The organism is Dorea formicigenerans (assembly GCF_025150245.1).
Taxonomy (GTDB): Bacteria; Bacillota; Clostridia; order Lachnospirales; family Lachnospiraceae; genus Dorea; species Dorea formicigenerans.
Map to the genome: position 1 here is coordinate 1,083,649 of NZ_CP102279.1, position 19,273 is coordinate 1,102,921.

The 19,273-nt window shown below is 37.8% G+C and carries 17 protein-coding genes and 4 pseudogenes; 19 read left to right on the plus strand and 2 right to left on the minus strand.

The genetic code is table 11. The annotated features are described in order from the left end of the window. Nucleotides 1–93 precede the first annotated feature (93 nt). Nucleotides 94–834, plus strand: coding sequence for a peptidylprolyl isomerase (locus NQ560_RS05415; protein WP_040015193.1), 741 nt, complete (start codon nt 94–96; stop codon nt 832–834). A gap of 69 nt (nt 835–903) precedes the next feature. Here NQ560_RS05415 and NQ560_RS05420 read toward each other — a convergent pair whose 3' ends face one another. Next, a complete protein-coding gene (locus tag NQ560_RS05420; RefSeq protein ID WP_005330104.1) occupies nt 904–2,088 on the minus strand; it encodes an SLC13 family permease in 1,185 nt (394 codons plus the stop codon). A 374-nt stretch (nt 2,089–2,462) separates the two neighbouring features. On the opposite strand from NQ560_RS05420, the pseudogene NQ560_RS05425 reads away from it, so the two are divergent. The 7 genes and pseudogenes from NQ560_RS05425 to NQ560_RS05455 all read left to right on the plus strand — a co-directional run. Beyond that, a pseudogene (locus tag NQ560_RS05425) lies at nt 2,463–2,651 on the plus strand (hypothetical protein); the annotation flags it as partial. 37 nt (nt 2,652–2,688) lie between these two features. Further along, nucleotides 2,689–2,889, plus strand: coding sequence for a transporter substrate-binding domain-containing protein (locus tag NQ560_RS05430; protein WP_334290732.1), 201 nt, complete (start codon nt 2,689–2,691; stop codon nt 2,887–2,889). Nucleotides 2,890–2,990: 101 nt separating this feature from the next. Continuing rightward, nucleotides 2,991–4,040 (plus strand): GGDEF domain-containing protein, encoded by a 1,050-nt coding sequence (locus NQ560_RS05435; RefSeq protein WP_005330415.1) that lies wholly within the window; start codon nt 2,991–2,993, stop codon nt 4,038–4,040. Between the two features lie 97 nt (nt 4,041–4,137). Continuing rightward, nucleotides 4,138–5,629 (plus strand): annotated as a pseudogene (locus NQ560_RS05440) (HD domain-containing phosphohydrolase). Nucleotides 5,630–5,952: 323 nt separating this feature from the next. Next, complete coding sequence (locus tag NQ560_RS05445) at nt 5,953–6,516, plus strand: response regulator (protein ID WP_081445642.1); 564 nt, start codon at nt 5,953–5,955, stop codon at nt 6,514–6,516. 288 nt (nt 6,517–6,804) lie between these two features. Beyond that, complete coding sequence (locus NQ560_RS05450; protein WP_005330419.1) at nt 6,805–9,678, plus strand: response regulator; 2,874 nt, start codon at nt 6,805–6,807, stop codon at nt 9,676–9,678. Between the two features lie 28 nt (nt 9,679–9,706). Further along, nucleotides 9,707–11,629 carry a hybrid sensor histidine kinase/response regulator gene (locus tag NQ560_RS05455; RefSeq protein WP_005330422.1) on the plus strand — a complete coding sequence of 641 codons (1,923 nt, stop codon included), beginning with the start codon at nt 9,707–9,709 and terminating at the stop codon, nt 11,627–11,629. Between the two features lie 119 nt (nt 11,630–11,748). Here the strand turns inward: NQ560_RS05455 and NQ560_RS05460 are convergent. Beyond that, a pseudogene (locus tag NQ560_RS05460) lies at nt 11,749–11,868 on the minus strand (relaxase/mobilization nuclease domain-containing protein); the annotation flags it as partial. An 89-nt stretch (nt 11,869–11,957) separates the two neighbouring features. On the opposite strand from NQ560_RS05460, the gene bcp reads away from it, so the two are divergent. The 11 genes and pseudogenes from bcp to NQ560_RS05515 all read left to right on the plus strand — a co-directional run bounded on the left by bcp (nt 11,958) and on the right by NQ560_RS05515 (nt 19,252). Continuing rightward, the gene (gene bcp / locus NQ560_RS05465) at nt 11,958–12,413 is read left to right on the plus strand and encodes a thioredoxin-dependent thiol peroxidase (protein ID WP_005330424.1); all 456 of its coding nucleotides are present in this window, start codon (nt 11,958–11,960) and stop codon (nt 12,411–12,413) included. After that, nucleotides 12,413–13,162 carry a peroxide stress protein YaaA gene (yaaA, locus tag NQ560_RS05470; protein WP_005330427.1) on the plus strand — a complete coding sequence of 250 codons (750 nt, stop codon included), beginning with the start codon at nt 12,413–12,415 and terminating at the stop codon, nt 13,160–13,162. Before bcp ends, yaaA begins: the two co-directional genes overlap by 1 nt. A 127-nt stretch (nt 13,163–13,289) precedes the next feature. After that, the gene (locus NQ560_RS05475) at nt 13,290–13,697 is read left to right on the plus strand and encodes a Fur family transcriptional regulator (protein ID WP_005330428.1); all 408 of its coding nucleotides are present in this window, start codon (nt 13,290–13,292) and stop codon (nt 13,695–13,697) included. 63 nt (nt 13,698–13,760) lie between these two features. Continuing rightward, nucleotides 13,761–14,303: a rubrerythrin gene (rbr, locus tag NQ560_RS05480; RefSeq protein WP_005330431.1), complete on the plus strand. Its 543-nt coding sequence runs from the start codon at nt 13,761–13,763 to the stop codon at nt 14,301–14,303. A gap of 27 nt (nt 14,304–14,330) precedes the next feature. After that, nucleotides 14,331–15,275: an L-lactate dehydrogenase gene (locus tag NQ560_RS05485; protein WP_005330433.1), complete on the plus strand. Its 945-nt coding sequence runs from the start codon at nt 14,331–14,333 to the stop codon at nt 15,273–15,275. 27 nt (nt 15,276–15,302) lie between these two features. After that, nucleotides 15,303–15,677: a desulfoferrodoxin family protein gene (locus NQ560_RS05490; RefSeq protein ID WP_040015226.1), complete on the plus strand. Its 375-nt coding sequence runs from the start codon at nt 15,303–15,305 to the stop codon at nt 15,675–15,677. 91 nt (nt 15,678–15,768) lie between these two features. Further along, on the plus strand, nt 15,769–15,927 hold the full coding sequence (locus NQ560_RS05495; protein WP_026648214.1) for a rubredoxin: 159 nt from the start codon (nt 15,769–15,771) through the stop codon (nt 15,925–15,927). A 154-nt stretch (nt 15,928–16,081) separates the two neighbouring features. After that, nucleotides 16,082–16,828, plus strand: a complete 747-nt coding sequence (locus NQ560_RS05500; RefSeq protein ID WP_005330437.1) for an SDR family NAD(P)-dependent oxidoreductase — start codon at nt 16,082–16,084, stop codon at nt 16,826–16,828. Between the two features lie 92 nt (nt 16,829–16,920). Then, the gene (gene trxA / locus NQ560_RS05505; RefSeq protein ID WP_005330439.1) at nt 16,921–17,226 is read left to right on the plus strand and encodes a thioredoxin; all 306 of its coding nucleotides are present in this window, start codon (nt 16,921–16,923) and stop codon (nt 17,224–17,226) included. Between the two features lie 12 nt (nt 17,227–17,238). After that, nucleotides 17,239–17,559 (plus strand): annotated as a pseudogene (locus NQ560_RS15745) (rhodanese-like domain-containing protein). A 1-nt stretch (nt 17,560) separates the two neighbouring features. After that, a complete protein-coding gene (locus NQ560_RS05515) occupies nt 17,561–19,252 on the plus strand; it encodes an FAD-dependent oxidoreductase (RefSeq protein WP_040015227.1) in 1,692 nt (563 codons plus the stop codon). The last annotated feature ends 21 nt before the right edge of the window (nt 19,253–19,273 follow it).

Sequence of the window (19,273 nt, forward strand, 5' to 3'; positions counted from 1 at the left end):
AATTGTCCGCTTTACGTACATGAATGAAATGTCAGGGGCGGCGGACAGATTATGAATAAGACCCTTGACATGATAAAAGGAGAATATAAGATTATGGATCAGAAAGTATTAGCCGTTGTAGGCGGACACGAAATTACAGATAAAGAGGTCGATGCATTTATAAAGAGCCTTCCGAGAGAGCAGCAGGCATATGCATCTAATCCGCAGTTCCGTGCACAGTGCCAGGAGCAGTTGGAAGCACTTTATTCATTTGCAAAATACGGAGAAGATCTGAAGTTAGATGAGACGGAAGAATACAAGAGTGTAATGGAGAATGCAAGAAAAGATATTCTTGCACGCCTTGCTATGAAGCAGTTATTTGATAGTGTGAAAGTGACTGACGAGGAAGTCAAAGATTATTATGAAGCAAATAAGTCTCAGTTTAAAAAAGGGGCAACTGTTCACGCAAAGCATATCCTTACAGATTCCGAGGAAAAATGTAATCAGATTCTGGAATCTATTGTAAGCGGTGAGAAAGTATTCGAAGACGCAGCAAAAGAATTTTCTACATGCCCTTCCGGACAGAGAGGCGGAGACCTTGGAGAATTCGGCAAAGGACAGATGGTCAAGGAATTTGAGGATGCAGCATTTGCAGCAGAGATCGGGCATGTAGTCGGACCTGTGAAAACTCAGTTCGGATATCACCTGATTAAAGTTGAGGAGAAAAAAGATGCTGCAGAATCCAGCTTTGACGAGGTGAAAGAACAGATTAAGAGCCAGCTCAAACAGCAGAAACAGGGCGATGCTTACAGCAAAAAAGTAGCAGAACTGACAGAGAAATATAAAGAAAAATAAAGTGAAAAATTAGGGTAGCTGCTCAACAAAGGCGGCGAAATAAAAAGTATAAGATCCAAAATGGCTGGCTTAAAATGCTGTAAGGCATTTGATTAGCAAAAGTAAAATTGCCAGGAATAGAATATTTGCAACTGTAAATAAAGTGAAATATTTTCCACGCAGGTGAGGATTCTCTTTTGCAATGTATTTAAAGCTAATGAGGCTTGCCATAGAGGCAATCAGTGTTCCAAGCCCGCCGATATTGGTGCCGATGATCAAGGATGTGTAGTTATTCGCAAAACCAGACAGCAGAATCGCAGCTGGCACATTGCTCATGACCTGGCTTGCCAGAATTGCAGTGATTGTCTCACGTCCGGTCATAATACTGCTGAGGAAATGGCTGAACTGAGAAATACGTCCAAGGTTTCCAATAAAAATAAATAATGCAGTAAAGGTTGCCAGAAGAGAGTAATCGACTTTCCCAAGCAAAGTGTGGTTGCGAATTATGACATAAAGAACAACCAAAAGGAGCGGAATCCGAAAGTCGAGAATATGTGCAACGGTCAGGAGACAGGCTGCAAAAAGTAACAAGTATGCAATGAGATATTCTGTTTTTCGGTTTGCAATACTTTTCAGAACATTTTCCCTATGATGTTCGGAAGTATTAGAAAATGACAGGAATATATTGTTCTTTTTGCTCATTTTTGGAGCTTTGGATGCGGCAAACCTAATCCAGATCAGTAACAATATCAAGGAAACGACAGAATAAGGAAGCATTAATCGTATTAATGCGAAAGCAGACATATCAGCCTGGGCGTAAAGATAAAGATTCTGTGGATTTCCGATAGGAGTCAGCATACTTCCGAGATTTGCAGCAATCGTCTGCATGACAACTACTTTTATAAGCCAGTATTCGGTCAGTTCTTCCGGTAATTTATGCAACATGATGAGTGCTAAAGGCACAAATGTAATCAGAGCAACATCATTTGTAATTACCATAGAAAAGAAAAAACACAACAGTACGAGCAGTGTTACAATTGCTTTTGTTCCGTGGGCTTTTGACAACATTTTTTCTGCCAGAAAATCAAAAACGCCAATCTCTTTCAGCCCTGCTACAATTGTCATCAGACAAAATAAAAGACCGAGGGTTCGAAAATCAATATAAGAAATATAAGTGTGGTCCGGTTTTATCCAGAACATCGAAAAAACAGCCAGAATCACAGAGATAGATAAAACAGTCTCTTTCTGGAAAAATGTGTATAATTTTCGTATCATTTGTAAAAATCCTCTCTTAAAATGAAATCACCAGATGCAAGTATAACATAGGGAGCAAAAGAAGTCATGTGGATTATTTTGAATTAGTGTCAGATTCAAGAATGCCTCGGCATTCTTGCTGCGAGGTGCGCGTCATGCAATTGCATGACATACTTCTACTGCGCACCTCTGCAAGTCTACACTCCGTTTCGGTCGGCGCAAAACCATTGTCCACCGGACAATGTGCGCCCTGCCGGAGGCTATATCAGCTGGGGGATTGACTCCCACCACTGATACCAGCTTGTTTCTCACCACCTATAGAGGTGGGAGTCATCTCCCAGCTGATATAAACCAACCGGCGACCAGCCACAGGCAATCAAAGAGCTGGTCGAAGGGCGAATTATAACATGATTGATAACGTCCTCAACAATATGCCACCGAAGAAAGAACCTTATCTGGAATATTTTGCCACAGAATTTGATGAGTTTCATGATATGGGAGCATATGAAAAAAGTACCGATGTTAATCAGATAGCTGCAGTCTATGAAAAATATAGGGAGAATCCAGAAACAGCTTATCTCGGATGATATGCAGCAGATGCTTGAAGATGGCGAAATCGACATGGTAACATCTGCCCGCAAAACACCGGACAGAGAAGAAAAGTTTGATTTTTCACGTCCAATCGGAACCAATCATGGGATGCTGACCGTCCGCAGTGACAACAGCACGATTGTGGACGGCAATTACAGCACTTACAACGGTATGCGTGTGGCGCTTTTGAACGGAAACATTTGGCAACACCTCTGGATATTGAAAAGATGAAAAATACTATTAGAGATATTTGTCCCTAATATAGGGAGAAAGTAAATGAATAGCATAGTTATTGAAATGAATATTATTTGAGATTCGGGATAAATGGTGAAATGCAGACAAGCAAGAAAAATAAAAATATAATAGGTATTATACAGAGTTTCCTTATATTGATATTAGTGGTTCTTATTATTTTTATGATGATTCAGATTAGCAGGCTGCAGGGGACAGCACGCGTAATAAATTATGCAGGTCTGGTACGTGGAGCTACACAGCGCGAAGTAAAATTAGAAATTACAGGAAACCAAAATGATGAATTAATTAAATATTTGGATGATATTCTTCTTGGATTGAGATATCAGGATGGACATTATAATCTGGTAAAACTCAATGACGAAGAATATCAGGGGAAATTGAAAATCCAGAGTGATTACTGGGATAAATTGAAAACAGAAATTGAAGCAGTAAGAAACAAGGGATACGAAAATACAGACATTGTTAATATGAGTGAAATATATTTCACGGCAGCAGATGAAACTGTCTCTGCCGCAGAAAGCTATTCAGAAAAGATTGCTATAAAGATCCGTACTATAGAGCTTTTGTCGGCACTTGATATGTTGATTCTGGTGATATTGGTTATTATGCAGACTCTAAAGGCAATGCAGATGGCAATGCAAAACAGACTGCTGGAACAGAAAGCATTCGTAGATGCCCATACTGGGCTGCCAAATAAAAATGCCTGTAATGAGCTTCTTAATAAAAAAGATATAATTACAGATTCTACAGCATGCATAATGTTTGATTTAAATAATCTAAAAACTGTAAATGATACAATGGGACATTCCGCAGGAGATCGGTTAATAAAGAATTTCTCAAAGCTTTTGCAAAGTGTTATTCCAGAAAAGGATTTTGTTGGAAGATATGGCGGAGATGAGTTTATAGCAGTCATTTATCATACAAATGAGGCGGAAATTAAGGAAATATTAAAAGTTTTGTACAGAGAAAAAGATAGATTAAATAGTTATGAAAATCAAATACCAATCGACTATGCATGCGGATGGGCATTATCCTCCAATGATATGTCGTGTACAATGCAGATGTTATTGGATGATGCAGATGCTAATATGTATAAAAATAAACAGTTATGTAAGAAATATAATTAGCATTCTTAAGGAAAGTGATTAAAAAACTATCGATAGGGAGTGTCTTTTTTTATTTATAGGATTTCTAAAGACCACAAGAATAAAGGAAATAGAAAATATGAATAAAAGACAAAAAATACTGATTGTCGATGATGTAAAGTTTAACAGGGATATATTGAAAGAATTTCTTGGAGAAACCATATGATTATCTGGAAGCTGAAAATGGAAATCAGGCAATCCAGATGATAGGAGAAAATATTGGAATTGATCTGATGCTTTTAGATATCAATATGCCACAGATGAATGGTTTTGAAGTCTTGGAAATAATGAAAAGAAGCCAGTGTATTGATGAAACTCCAGTTATTATGATCTCTTCTGAAGAATCTGTTGATGCTATGCGTAAAGCATATGAAATGGGAATTACAGATTATATTACACGACCTTTTGATTCTGTTATTGTAAAGAAAAGAGTCCAGAATACCCTAGAACTTTATGCGAACCAAAAGCGTCTGATCAATGTGGTTGTTGATCAGGTTTATGAAAAAGAAGAAAACAATGATATTATGCTCAGGATTCTGAGCAATGTATTAGGGTCACGCAACAGTGAGAGCAGCGAACATATTTTACATATCCGGACTGCGACGGAAATGATGCTGAGGCAACTGGTAAAAACAACGGATGCATATCATCTGACGGAGACTGATATTGCTATAATTACAACTGCATCTTCGCTTCATGATATTGGTAAAATACGCATTCCGGAAGAAATACTGAATAAACCCGGAAGACTGACCGATGAAGAATTTAAAATTATGAAAACCCATAGTGAGATTGGAGCATCCATGATCCGGGACATGCATTTTTTACAAGATCATCCACTGGTACATACCGCATGGGAAGTCTGCAGATGGCATCATGAAAGATGGGATGGAAAGGGTTACCCGGATGGTCTGAAAGGTGAAGAAATACCAATTTCTGCACAGGTGGTGTCTATTGTGGATGTTTATGATGCTCTTACCAGTGAACGATGTTATAAGAAAGCATTTGAGCATGATACCGCAATCAAGATGATTCTGGACGGGCAATGCGGGCAGTTCAATCCGGTTCTTTTTAAGTGCCTGAAAGAACTAAGCCTTCAGTTTTCCAAGATGTATACGAATGAAACGGATGATAATAAACAGTATTATGAAGCACAGAGGCTCTCTGACGAAATACTAAAGGAAAAGTCTTTACCCCGTAAAAATTATTCGCAGTGTGTCATTAAGCTTATGCAGGAAAAGATAGAGTTTTTTAAAATGGACAGTGGCAAAATTTCCATTGAGTATAATGCAATTTCAGGTCGGCTGATTATAATTAACGGAAACCGGCAGATACTGTGTCAGAGAGATGATCCGAAGTTTGATATATTCAAACTGTTCGAAGTAAGCAGTGAAGATATTCAACATATCAGAGCGTTACTGGACCAGACATCAATACAGAATACAGAAATCTCATTGCAGTTAATGGCAAAGGTGGAAAATAAAAGGCAGATGTATGATCTGAAACTGCATACCTTATGGTCTCCTTTAAAGAAAGATGGATATATAGGAATTGTCGGATATCTCTCTTGATTGGTGATACTATTTTGGGATATATCGAAATAAGAAGTATGTTGCATCAGTGGGAGATATTATAGATGAGAAAAAATAATTTCATGAATAAAATTATAAAGCTAAAAGGAAGTACGTGAAAATTACAAAGAAATGGAAAAGGCGGCAAACCATCTGTTATCTTTGATTAATGATGTCCTACAAATGAGTAAATTGGAGGATGGCAGGGAAGAATTATCATCAGAATTAGTCTGTTTACCTGATGTTTTCTATGATATGAAAGCTATTATAGATGGAAGTGCTCTGGATAAGGGAATTTCAGTAGATTTTTCAGAAGATAGTATTTGGGTACATCCGTACGTTATAACGAATCCGCTGTATTTGCGACAAATATTTTTGAACCGTTTGCACAAGAAAGAGCTGATGCCCGGAGCAATTATCATGGAACCGGACTTGGCATGTCTATTGTGAAAAAAATGATTGATAAAATGGGAGGCACGATTTCTGTTACCAGCGAAGTGGGAAAGGGATCCGCTTTTGTAGTTGAATTGCCTTTTGAGATGGGAGCTGCACCAGAAAAATCTAAGAAAGAAGAGGCGGATAAAGAGAATAGCATTTACGGTTTAAATCTCATGTTAGTAGAGGATAATGAGTTGAATGCCGAGGTTGCAGAAATACTTTTAGAAGATGAAGGTGCAATAATTACAATGGTTAATGATGGACAGCAGGCTGTCGAATTATTTAATAATAATCCGGTGGGTACATTTGATGCAATACTTATGGATATTATGATGCCGGTAATGGATGGATTGACAGCGACTAAAGCAATCCGGGCTTTAAATCGACCAGATGCAGGAATAATTCCGATTATTGCAATGACCGCCAATGCTTTTGCAGAAGATGTATAAAGATGTTTAGATGCAGGAATGAACGCACATTTAGCTAAACCTTTGGATATTGAAAAAGTGAAAAAACGATTTGTGAACATACAATTGAATTATATAATAAAGAGTAAAAGAATGTAATTACTCTGTTAGTAAATTGACACAAGTTGGCTGTAGAGTATAATTATAGTAAAAGTACAGCAGAAGCTGTCGCAAAGATATTTATAAAAATGTTGTGGGGGTATTGAACATTAATGAATGTAAAATTAAAATCTGGAAGCAAGCAACTGTAGCCTAGAGGATGGGAGAAAGATGAAGAAGTGCAAATTAGTACAGAATATAATGAATTTCAAATTTTGTTACATTATATTTTGCATAATTATATGTTTTATTGTTTTATCCGTTCCTGCATCTGCCAAAGAAAACTCTGACAATGTTATCCGGGTAGGATCTTTTGAAGAAACTTATAATACCGTCAATGAAAAGGGAGAAAGAAGCGGCTATGGTTATGAGTATCTTCAAGATATTGCAGGTTATGCAGGTTGGACATATAAATACATAACAAGTGATTGGAAAAACTGCTTTACACAGTTGGAAAATGGAGAGATTGATATTCTTGGTGGCATTTCCTATACAGACGAACGTGCTGAAAATATGCTTTTTTCCGATATGCCTATGGGGGAAGAGAAATATTACATCTATACGGATGCATCCAATATGGATCTTACAGCAGGAAATTTGGATTCTTTTGAGGGAAAAAATATTGGTGTGTTTAAAGATAATATAACGGAGGATGTGCTTAACGAATGGGAATCAAAATATGGTCTGCATACGAAGCATATCAATGTTTCTAATACCGCAGAAGTTATGGACAAACTGTCGAAACATGAAATTGACTGCTTCGTTTCGGTAGAAGAACCCCGTTGGGAAGAATCGGAGATTTCGCCGATTACAAGTATTGGAGAGACAGAAATCTATTTCGCTATAAATCCAGAACGTCCGGATATCAAAGAAGCACTGGATAGTGCTATGCGCAGAATCAAGGATGACAACCCATTTTACACTGATGATCTCTATAGGCGTTATCTTTCTGCACAGAGCAGCTCGTTTCTTTCAAAAGAAGAAAGGGAGTGGATCGGGCAGCATGGAGCAATCAGGATAGGGTATCTGAATCAGGATGGAGGTATCAGTAGTGTAGATCCATCAACAGGCAAATTGACAGGTGTTATCACAGATTATGTGGATCTTGCAGAAAATTGTCTGCAAGGTCAGACTCTGGAATTTGAATTAAATGGATATGAGACAAGAAGTGAACTGCTTCAGGCATTGCAGGATGGAAAAATAGACCTGATTTTTCATGCAAACCAGAATCCATACTTTGCGGAAACAAATGGATTTGCTTTGTCGGATACGCTATTGACTCTCAATATGGCAGCAATTACGGCAAAGGATTCTTTTGATGAAAATAAAGAGAATATAGTTGCCGTTGAAAAAGATGATTTTGTATTGAAAGCATATCTTTCATACAATTATCCGCAATGGAAGGTTGTGGAATATGAAACATCAGATGCAGCAGTAAAAGCAATGCAGAAAGGGGAGACGGATTGTATTGTAAGCAATTCAGGTACTGTTTCAGACTATTTGAAAAATAATAAGCTTCATAGTGTTTTCCTGACAAAAGAAGCTGATGTTCCATTTGCTGTTCAGCAGGGAAAACCGGTTCTTTTGTCCATTCTGAATAAAACACTGACATCTATGCCTACAACTCAATTTTCAGGTGCAGTAGTTTCGTATAATGCTTCTTCACGAAAAGTTACAGCGAAGGATTTTATTCAGGACAATTTACTGGCTGTCTCACTCATAGTTGGAATCTCTATTTTTGTTGTCCTGTGTATAATTCTTGATTCTTTGAAAAAATCAAAACGTGCGGAAGAAAAATCCAAGAAGTCTGCTGAGCAGGCATTGAAGCTGAATCAGGAGCTTGAAGAAAAACAGCAGGAATTACAAAATGCACTTGTAGAAGCACAGAGTGCCAATAAGGCTAAGACTTCCTTTTTAAATAACATGTCTCATGACATCAGGACACCGATCAATGGCATTATGGGCATGCTTACAATTCTTGAAAAAAGCGGAAATGATGGTGAGCGGGCAAAAGATTGCCTGAATAAAATACATGAGTCTTCGAAACTGCTATTATCATTGATAAATGATGTTTTAGATATGGCAAAGTTAGAATCAGATACAGTGGTTTTTGGTGATGAATCCATCAATCTGGATCAGGTATGTCAGGAAATCACGGAGTCACTATCTTTTCAGGCAGAAGAAAAAGGACTTCATGTTATAGGAGAACATGATGATTACAGTGGTATATATGTTTGGAGCAATGCAGTTCATCTGAAAAAAGTATTGATGAATCTGTTTACAAACAGTATGAAGTACAATAAGGTGAATGGTTCTATTTACATGAGTATGAGAACGATTGAAAGATCAGAAGATCACATGACATGTGAATTTAAAATAAGAGATAATGGAATTGGAATGTCAGAAGAATTTATAAAAAATGAATTGTTTACTCCATTTGTACAGGCAGATAATTCCCCACGTTCTGATTATAATGGGACAGGTCTGGGAATGCCTATTGTGAAACAACTTGTAGAAAAGATGGGCGGAACCATAACAGTTGAAAGCAAGCTTGGTGAAGGAAGTTGTTTTACTGTAATACTTCCATTTAAAATTGATACGAATGCACGGCCAGAAGAAAAAGAAGATTTTGATGCAGATATATCAGATATCCGGGTATTGCTGGTTGAAGATAATGAGCTGAATGTGGAAATAGCAGAATTTATGCTGACGGAAAATGGAGCTAAAGTAGAAACAGTGAACAATGGGTTAGAAGCTGTTCAGCATTTTGAAGCTTCCGAACCGGGAACATACGATGTTATTTTAATGGATGTTATGATGCCGGTGATGGATGGTCTTACTGCTGCAAGAACAATAAGAGACCTGGAACGGCAAGATGCAAAAACAATCCCTATCATTGCTATGACTGCAAATGCATTCAGGGAAGATGCCGAAAGGTGTATGGAAGCAGGAATGAACGCACATCTTGCAAAGCCGTTGGATGATGAAAAAATTAAGCAGACCATAAGAGAAGAGTTGAGAAAGCAAAATACCTGTCATGAATGATTATGAGGCAAAAGGCATGTGAAATACGATGATGAAAAATAACTATATAAAACAAAAAAGAAAAGATCAAAATCCGGTAAATCATTGGAAAATTTTTGAGGGACGGTTGGTATTCCTTCTGGCAATGGTGATTTTGATTGTTGTTGCATATACTTTTATTTTACAACAAGCATATACCAAAACTGCTCTGAAAACAGAAATTGAACGAGATATTTCCAGTGCAGATGCGGTTCATAAGCTGGTAAATGACAGACTGGGACGAAAAGATTTTAATGAAATAAAAAGTAAAGCTGATGAGAATACAGAACTATTCAAGAATATGTCGACATATATGAATGAAATCAGAACGCTGAATTCTACGAGATATATTTACACAGCAACCAGAAATGAAGACGGTAGATTGATTTACGTTGTAGACGGACTGGCTCCATCGGCTGGTGACGTCAGACATCCAGGAGATCCGATTGAAAAGGAGATGGTTCCTTATATAGAAAAAGCACTTTCTGGAAAAACAGTATATTCTCAGGATATTGTTGATACAACATGGGGACCTATTTTTACAGCCTGTTATCCTGTGACAGCGGAAGATGAATCTAATGAAGTGATAGGTGCTTTCTGCATAGAAATGGATATGCAGAAAGCGTATGGAATGGTTGAGAAGACGAATAAGCTAAGTATTGTACTGGGATGCATTACAGCGTGTATTTTGTTAATATTATGTACCTGTGGATATTCTGTATATAAGAAGCAAAAAGAAAATGAGCAGAAACAGCAAAAACTATTGCAGGAAGCTGCAAGACTGGCCGATTCAGCTAATAAAGCAAAATCAACATTTCTGTTTAATATGTCTCATGATATTCGTACCCCTATGAATGCAATCATTGGATATGCAGAATTGGGAGAGAAACATTTAAAGGAGCCAACTATATTAGAGGATTACTTTGAAAAAATATTATTGTGCGGAAAGAAAATGTTGCATTTGATTGATAACATTCTTGAATTAGCACGAATCGAAAACAACCAAGAAACGCTGGATGAAACAATAACAGATGTTTCTAAAAACTTTGATTTATGTATTGATATGTTTAGGAAACCGATAGAAGAAAAACATCAAACACTGAAAGTCAATAAGAACATTCGATATCCATACCTGTATATGGATGATGCAAGATCATCTGAAATTACGATTAACATTTTGAGTAATGCTGTGAAATACACGGGTGAAGGCGGTAACATAAGCTGTACATTGAACCAATATCCCGGCGAAAAAGAAGGTTGGAGTGTATTAGAGATTATCATAGTAGACAACGGAATTGGAATGTCAGAAGAATTCCAAAAACATATTTTTGAATCATTTTCACAAGAACGATCTTCGTCAGACAGCGGAATAGAAGGTAGCGGACTTGGCATGGGAATCGTGAAGAAACTGGTGGATTTAATGAATGGCAAGATCACAGTTCAGAGCAAACCGGGAGCAGGTTCTACTTTTACAATCACGCTTCCATTAAAAATAGCAAATGCGGAAGAAAGGAATCCGAAACATGCAGACGGTCAGTTGAATACCAAAAAACTGGAAGGAAAAAGGGTTCTTCTGGTAGAAGATAATGACTTGAACGCAGAAATTGCAACGGAACTTTTGACGGAAGAGGGAATCATGATAGAAAGAGCGGAGAACGGCGTTGCATGTATTGATATGTTTAACAAAGCAAAGCAAAATTACTACAGTCTGATTCTGATGGATATTCAGATGCCGATTATGAACGGATATGAAGCATCCAGGAGAATTCGAGAACTGAAAGACGGTAGCAAATCGCAGATTCCAATTGTTGCAATGACAGCAAATGCGTTTGAAGAAGATAAGAAGATGGCTTTGGCAAGTGGCATGAATGATCATGTTGCAAAACCAATAGATATGAATGTATTATTGCCGACTATTATGAAATATATGTAAAGGAAGAAAGAAGGACACTGATTTTGCAGTCAGTGTTCTTCTTACATATCAGTCGACTAAAGAAAAACATTTTATAGTTGTACATTATCTCGTTGAGAAGGGTAAATCTGTGAACTTTGTTCACTAAAGCTTGCAGCATTGAAGATGATATGGTTATGAATATGATTTTTATCAACATGAGTGCTGATCACGTATTCATATTTTCCTTTCAGTACTTCGTTTGCAAATTGTTGCCCTAATAGTGATATATACAGGTCATAAAATGATTACCGGGAATAGGAAAGAAAAGACGAAAAAAGAGAAAGTTACAGAGAGGGAGGAATAAATAATGCTGGAAGTAGGAATTAAAGCGCCTGATTTTGAATTGCCAGATCAAAATGGGAAAACACATAGATTATCGGATTATACAGGAAAAAAAGTGATTTTATATTTCTATCCCAAGGATAATACAGCGGGATGCACGAAACAGGCATGTGGTTTTTCTGAGCGTTATCCACAGTTTACTGAGAAGGGAGCTGTTATTCTCGGAGTAAGCAAGGACTCTGTAGCCTCTCACAAGAGATTTGAAGAAAAATACGGACTGGCATTTACGCTATTAGCAGATCCGGAGCGTAAAGTTATTGAAGCATATGATGTATGGAAAGAAAAGAAAAATTATGGCAAAGTCTCTATGGGAGTAGTAAGAACTACATATCTTATTGATGAACAGGGGATTATTATAAAGGCAAATGATAAAGTCAAGGCTGCAGATGATCCTGAAAATATGCTTAAGGAATTGGCATAATGAAGATTATTTTATCACCTGCAAAAAAGATGATTGTAGATACCGATAACTTAGCACCGGTTGAACTGCCTGTCTATATTGATAAGACCGCAGAAGTATTAAACTGGATGAAAAGCAAATCAAAAGAAGAACTGAAAGCTATCTGGAAATGTAATGACAAGATTGCAGAGCAGAACTTTAACAGATTGGAAAATATGGATCTTTATAACAGGCTTACTCCGGCTGTTTTAGCATATGAAGGGATTGCATTTCAATATATGGCACCATCTGTGTTTGAAATCCAGCAGTTTGAGTATTTGCAAAATCATTTAAGAATCTTGTCTGCGTTTTATGGCATTTTAAAACCAATGGATGGTGTGACTCCTTATCGTCTTGAAATGCAGGCAAAGGTTGGAATTGGAGATGCAAAAAATCTGTATGAGTACTGGGGAGAATTGTTATACCGCTCAGTAATCGATGACAGTAGGATTATCATTAATCTTGCATCAAAAGAATACTCAAAATGTATAGAAAAGTATCTGACACCACAGGACAGATATATTACGATTGTATTTTGTGAGTTATCCGGAGATAAATTGGTAACAAAAGGTACCTATGCCAAGATGGCTCGTGGTGAAATGGTCAGATTCATAGCGGAAAATAATATTGAAAATCCGGTGGAGATTCAGGAATTTGACAGACTCGGATATTCGTTTAGGTCTGATTTATCTTCAGATTCCGAATATATATTTGAACGCAAAATAAAATAGTTATTCAGGTAAAAGATGCTCAGTTTGGCAGTTTTTATAATAATGAGAATTATTACTATTTTTATTGACAACAGGATGATAGTGGCATATAATCCTTATTAAGAACTAGTCCTAATAAGGAGAGCTGATGACAAGTAGAAGAAATACCATTCAAAAAGATCTTGTAAGAAACGCTGTATGTGAAATGAAAAGACATGTTACGGCAAATGAAGTATATGAATTTGTAAAAGAATTCTGTCCTACAATCGGCAAAGGGACTGTATATAGAAATCTCGACATATTGGTAGAAGAAGGTGATTTAAGAAAAGTGGAAGTTCCGGATGGACCTAATCGGTTCGACCTTACATTAAAGAACCATTACCATGTGAGGTGTGTAAACTGCGGTGAGATTTCAGATGTGGATATGGATGAAATATTGGGCTTGCTAGAAAAAATTCATGATACACATGGAACGGACTTTTTAGGATACGACATATTATTTAAAGGTATTTGTCCGAAATGCCAGAAAAAGATAAAGGATGGGCAAATCTATTAAGCATTTATGTAAATGATGGCATGAGATTTTGAAAAAGTAGTAAAGAAAACGGAGGTAAAAGAAATGGCTACTAACAAGTACACAGGAACACAGACAGAAAAAAATTTACAGGAGGCATTTGCAGGAGAATCACAGGCAAGAAATAAGTATACTTATTTTGCATCCGTAGCGAAAAAGGAAGGCTACGAGCAGATGTCAGCATTATTTTTAAAAACAGCAGATAATGAGAAAGAGCATGCTAAGATGTGGTTCAAGGAATTAGCAGGAATTGGTGATACAAAAGAAAACTTAGCTGCTGCTGCAGAAGGAGAGAACTACGAGTGGACAGATATGTATGATGGCTTTGCTAAAACAGCAGAGGAAGAAGGTTTCCCTGATCTTGCAGCAAAATTTAGAGCAGTAGGAGAAATTGAAAAGCACCATGAGGAGAGATATCGTGCACTTCTTAAGAACATTGAAACTGCTCAGGTGTTTGAGAAGAGCGAAGTGAAGGTATGGGAATGCCGTAACTGTGGACATATTGTAGTCGGAACAAAGGCTCCAGAGGTATGCCCGGTATGCAATCATCCACAGAGCTATTTTGAAGTACATGAAGAGAATTATTAAGGAGATGAGATTATTACGAAGAGGAAAGTGATTAATTCAAAAAAAGCAGTAATGATAGGCTGCGGCTTTGTTGGTTCTGCATCGGTATTTGCATTGATGCAGAGTGGCTTGTTTACAGAGATTGTCCTTATCGATGCAGATAAGAACAAGGCAGAAGGAGAAGCGATGGATATCAGTCATGGTATTCCATTTGCGAGTCCGATGAAAATATATGCCGGAGATTATGATGATGTGGCTGATGCTGCAATTGTTGTCATATCTGCCGGAGCGGGACAGAAACCGGGAGAGACAAGGCTTGATCTCGTAAATAAAAATGTAGCAATATTTAAGTCAATCATTCCTGAAATAGCAAAGAGAGATTTTGCAGGTATCATGCTTGTAGTTGCGAATCCGGTAGATATCCTGACTCAGGTAGCCATAAAGTTATCAGGACTTCCAGAAAACAGGGTTATTGGATCGGGCACTGTGTTAGATAGTGCCAGATTAAGATATAAGCTTGGTGAGCATTTATCTGTGGACAGCAGGAGTGTTCATGCATTTATAGTAGGTGAGCATGGAGACAGCGAAGTTGTAGCATGGTCATCAGCCAATGTATCTGGTGTTCCATTAAGTGAAATGTGTGAAATGCGTGGACATTACAAGCACAAGGAAGACACGGCAGAAATAGCTACAGCAGTCAAGAACAGTGCTTATGAGATTATAAACAAAAAGCACGCTACATATTATGGAATTGCAATGTCTGTAAAAAGAATCTGCGAAGTGATTATGAGAGATGAAAAATCAATACTTCCTGTATCACACATGATTCATGGAGTATATGATATTGACGGAGTATCGTTAAGTATGCCAGCTATTGTAGGTGCAGATGGTATTGAGTCGGATATACCTATTAATTTAAGTGGCGAGGAAGCGTTAAAGCTTAAGGAATCTGCAGATTCATTGAAAAAGATTATTGAGACAATTGAATTATAAATTTTACACATGGAAGGAGAAAAAGTCATGGAAGTAAGGTACTGTATTTGTAAGCATTGTGGAAACATTGTTGAAAAGGTAAAGGATAAGGGTGTACCTGTAATTTGTTGCGGAGAACCTATGCAGGAATTAAAAGCCGGAGTGACAGATGCTGCTGTTGAGAAGCATGTACCTGTATATACGGTAGAAGGCAGTCATGTTCATGTCGTGGTCGGAGAGACAAAACATCCAATGCTTGAAGAACATTTCATTGAGTGGATTACATTAAATACAAACCAGGGAATATACAGAAAACAGTTAAATCCAGGTCAGGAGCCGGTAGCGGATTTTTGCCTCTGCGATGGTGAACAGGTAGAAGAAGTATATGCATATTGTAACCTGCATGGATTATGGAAATGCTAAAAGCATTTATACATATTAAGGTTACAGAACAACACAAATACAACAGTAATATATGCTGTGTATTAATATATTTATAAGGAGGAACAAACTAATGAAATATGTATGTGACGTTTGCGGATGGGAATATGATGAAGAGGAAGGTTATCCTGAAGGTGATATTGCACCAGGAACAAAGTGGGAGGATGTTCCGGAAGATTTTGAATGCCCATTATGTAATGTTGGAAAAGATCAGTTTTCAGAAGTTGAATAGAAGCCTAATCTTGTGTTAAATACGGATGGATAAACCAAAACCCTGGTGCGTGAGCAACAGGGTTTTTTATTGCGATAGTTTGTGATGATATCACAGAAAATGATTTACCTTTTGCTTATAATGTAACTACAAACAAAGTAAGGAGGTAGTCTAAATGAGATTAAAAGATAAAGTTGCAATCATTACGGGTGGAAGCCGTGGTATAGGATTTGCTACAGCTGATAAATTCTTGAAGGAAGGTGCTTCAGTTGTGTTAGCAGCAAGTTCACAGGAATCGGCAGATGTTGCTGTAGATAAATTAAAAGAAAAATATCCCAATGCAATAGTTGCTGGAATTAGTCCAAATCTGGCAAGCATGGAGTCTGTCAGAAAGGCTTTTAAAGAGGCAACTGAAAAATATGGATGTGTCGATATACTGGTAAATAATGCAGGGATTTCAGAAAACACCTCATTTATGGATTATACAGAGGAGACTTTTGATAAAGTCATGGATCTAAATGTAAAAGGAGTATTTAATACTACTCGTGTAGCAGCAGAATGTATGGTGGCAAGAGGCAAGGGGGTCATTCTCTCAACTTCTTCCATGGTGAGTATTTCGGGACAGCCAAGTGGGTTTGCTTATCCGGCATCGAAGTTTGCAGTAAACGGATTGACTATATCATTAGCAAGAGAACTAGGACCTAAAGGTATTCGTGTTAATGCTGTTGCACCTGGGATTACAGAAACTGATATGATGAAGGCCGTGCCAAAGGAAGTTATCGAACCTATGATTGAAAGAATTCCATTGCGTCGTCTTGGACAGCCAGAAGATATTGCCAATGCGTTTGTGTTTCTTGCTTCAGATGAGGCGAGTTACATTACAGGTGTTATATTAAGTGTAGATGGTATGGCAAGAAGTTAAGTTAATGAGGTATGGTGATGTAATCACGGAAAATAAATGAAATTAAGACTATAATAAATCTACAAAAAGAAAAAGATAAGGAGGACTGTAAAATGTCTGCTATTAATATCAATAAAAATAATTTTCAGAACGAAGTACTGAATTCCGATAAACCCGTTCTTTTAGATTTTTGGGCATCTTGGTGTGCGCCTTGCCGCATGGTAGTATCTATTGTAGAGGAGATTGCAAGTGAGCGTAGAGATATTAAAGTTGGAAAGATTAATGTAGATGAAGAGCCTGAACTGGCAAATAAGTTCAGTATTATGAGCATTCCGACTTTAGTGGTTATGAAGAATGGGAAGATTGTACAGCAGGTTTCAGGGGCGAGACCTAAGAATGCGATTTTAGAAATGATTTAGGGAGGTGTGCTAATGGGATTTTTTGATCTCTTTAAACAGTCGAATATTAATCAAGGCATAGAAGAATATAAAAGGACTGATGATGCAGTTCTACTGGATGTACGTACACCGTAGGAATATCAGGAAGGACATATACCAGAAAGTAAAAATGTGCCGTTGCAGCAACTTGACAATATTGCTTCTGTAGCGAAGAATAAGGATATCCCACTGTTTGTATACTGTTATTCCGGTTCACGAAGCCGCCAGGCAACTGGGATACTGCAACGAATGGGATATTCTAAAGTAAATAATATCGGTGGCATTGCAGCTTACTCAGGAAAGGTGGAAAAATAAGATGAAGGTAATAATTGTAGGAGGTGTAGCCGGAGGAGCTACAGCCGCAGCAAGAATACGCAGACTGAATGAACATGCTGAAATTACTGTGTTTGAAAGATCCGGATACATATCCTATGCAAATTGTGGACTTCCATATTATATTGGAGACGTGATTACAGACCCGGAAGAACTTACACTACAGACACCAGAGAGTTTTTTTAAACGCTTCCGTATTAACATGAAAATTCATCATGAAGTTATCTCCATACATCCGGAACGTAAAACGGTTTCAGTGAAAAATTTAGAGAATGGTGAGATATTTGAAGAAAAATATGATAAGCTGATCCTCTCTCCAGGTGCAAAGCCAACACAGCCGAGACTTCCCGGAGTAGGTATTGATAAACTTTTTACACTTCGTACTGTAGAAGACACTTTTCGGATAAAGGAATATATAAATAAGAATCATCCAAAATCGGCTGTATTGGCAGGTGGCGGTTTTATTGGTCTGGAACTGGCAGAAAATTTGAGGGAGCTTGGCATGGATGTTACGATTGTCCAGCGGCCTAAGCAGCTGATGAACCCTTTTGACCCGGATATGGCATCCATGATCCATAATGAAATGAGAAAGCATGGGATAAAACTGGTACTGGGCTATACAGTAGAAGGATTTAAAGAAAAAGACAACGGAGTGGAGGTCCTGTTGAAAGATAATCCATCACTTCAGGCTGATATGGTAGTTCTGGCAATCGGAGTCACACCAGACACAGTATTAGCAAAAGAAGCCGGTCTGGAACTTGGCATCAAGGAAAGTATTATAGTGAATGACAGAATGGAAACCTCTGTACCGGATATTTATGCTGCAGGTGATGCAGTTCAGGTAAAACATTATGTTACGGGTAATGATGCGCTGATTTCTTTGGCAGGACCAGCCAATAAACAGGGCAGAATCATCGCTGATAATATTTGTGGCGGTGATAGTCGTTACCTGGGCAGTCAGGGAAGCTCCGTTATAAAAGTGTTTGATATGACAGCAGCCACTACAGGTATCAATGAAACCAATGCTAAAAAGTCAGGATTAGAGGTAGATACAGTAATTCTTTCTCCTATGAGTCATGCCGGTTACTATCCTGGTGGAAAAGTGATGACCATGAAGGTGGTTTTTGAAAAAGAGACCTATCGTTTGCTTGGTGCTCAGATTATTGGATATGAAGGAGTTGATAAACGTATTGATGTGCTGGCAACAGCAATCCATGCAGGGCTGAAGGCAACCCAGCTGAAGGATTTGGATCTCGCATATGCACCGCCTTATTCCTCTGCCAAGGATCCTGTAAATATGGCAGGATTCATGATAGACAATATAGCAAAAGGTACCTTAAAACAATGGCATCTGGAAGATATGGATAAGATTTCTAGAGATAAAAGTGTTGTGTTGCTGGATGTGAGAACTGTAGGTGAATTTAACAGGGGGCATATGGATGGATTCAAAAACATTCCTGTAGATGAACTAAGGAAACGTATCAATGAAATTGAGAAGGGAAAGCCTGTTTACCTGATATGCCAGAGTGGGCTGCGAAGTTATATTGCCAGTCGTATTCTGGAAGGAAATGGATATGAAACATACAACTTCTCCGGCGGATTCCGCTTCTATGATGCAGTTGTCAATGACCATGCGCTGATTGAAAAGGCATATGCATGTGGTATGGATTATTAAAAATAATCATAATATTTTTAT

Excerpts from the sequence above, each read along its gene's own strand:
- NQ560_RS05415 (WP_040015193.1), top strand. The coding sequence starts at position 94 with ATGGATCAGAAAGTATTAGCCGTTGTAGGCGGACACGAAATTACAGAT.
- NQ560_RS05420 (WP_005330104.1), bottom strand. The coding sequence starts at position 2,088 with ATGATACGAAAATTATACACATTTTTCCAGAAAGAGACTGTTTTATCT.
- NQ560_RS05430 (WP_334290732.1), top strand. The coding sequence starts at position 2,689 with ATGGTAACATCTGCCCGCAAAACACCGGACAGAGAAGAAAAGTTTGAT.
- NQ560_RS05435 (WP_005330415.1), top strand. The coding sequence starts at position 2,991 with ATGCAGACAAGCAAGAAAAATAAAAATATAATAGGTATTATACAGAGT.
- NQ560_RS05450 (WP_005330419.1), top strand. The coding sequence starts at position 6,805 with ATGAAGAAGTGCAAATTAGTACAGAATATAATGAATTTCAAATTTTGT.
- NQ560_RS05455 (WP_005330422.1), top strand. The coding sequence starts at position 9,707 with ATGATGAAAAATAACTATATAAAACAAAAAAGAAAAGATCAAAATCCG.
- bcp (WP_005330424.1), top strand. The coding sequence starts at position 11,958 with ATGCTGGAAGTAGGAATTAAAGCGCCTGATTTTGAATTGCCAGATCAA.
- yaaA (WP_005330427.1), top strand. The coding sequence starts at position 12,413 with ATGAAGATTATTTTATCACCTGCAAAAAAGATGATTGTAGATACCGAT.
- NQ560_RS05475 (WP_005330428.1), top strand. The coding sequence starts at position 13,290 with ATGACAAGTAGAAGAAATACCATTCAAAAAGATCTTGTAAGAAACGCT.
- rbr (WP_005330431.1), top strand. The coding sequence starts at position 13,761 with ATGGCTACTAACAAGTACACAGGAACACAGACAGAAAAAAATTTACAG.
- NQ560_RS05490 (WP_040015226.1), top strand. The coding sequence starts at position 15,303 with ATGGAAGTAAGGTACTGTATTTGTAAGCATTGTGGAAACATTGTTGAA.
- NQ560_RS05495 (WP_026648214.1), top strand. The coding sequence starts at position 15,769 with ATGAAATATGTATGTGACGTTTGCGGATGGGAATATGATGAAGAGGAA.
- NQ560_RS05500 (WP_005330437.1), top strand. The coding sequence starts at position 16,082 with ATGAGATTAAAAGATAAAGTTGCAATCATTACGGGTGGAAGCCGTGGT.
- trxA (WP_005330439.1), top strand. The coding sequence starts at position 16,921 with ATGTCTGCTATTAATATCAATAAAAATAATTTTCAGAACGAAGTACTG.
- NQ560_RS05515 (WP_040015227.1), top strand. The coding sequence starts at position 17,561 with ATGAAGGTAATAATTGTAGGAGGTGTAGCCGGAGGAGCTACAGCCGCA.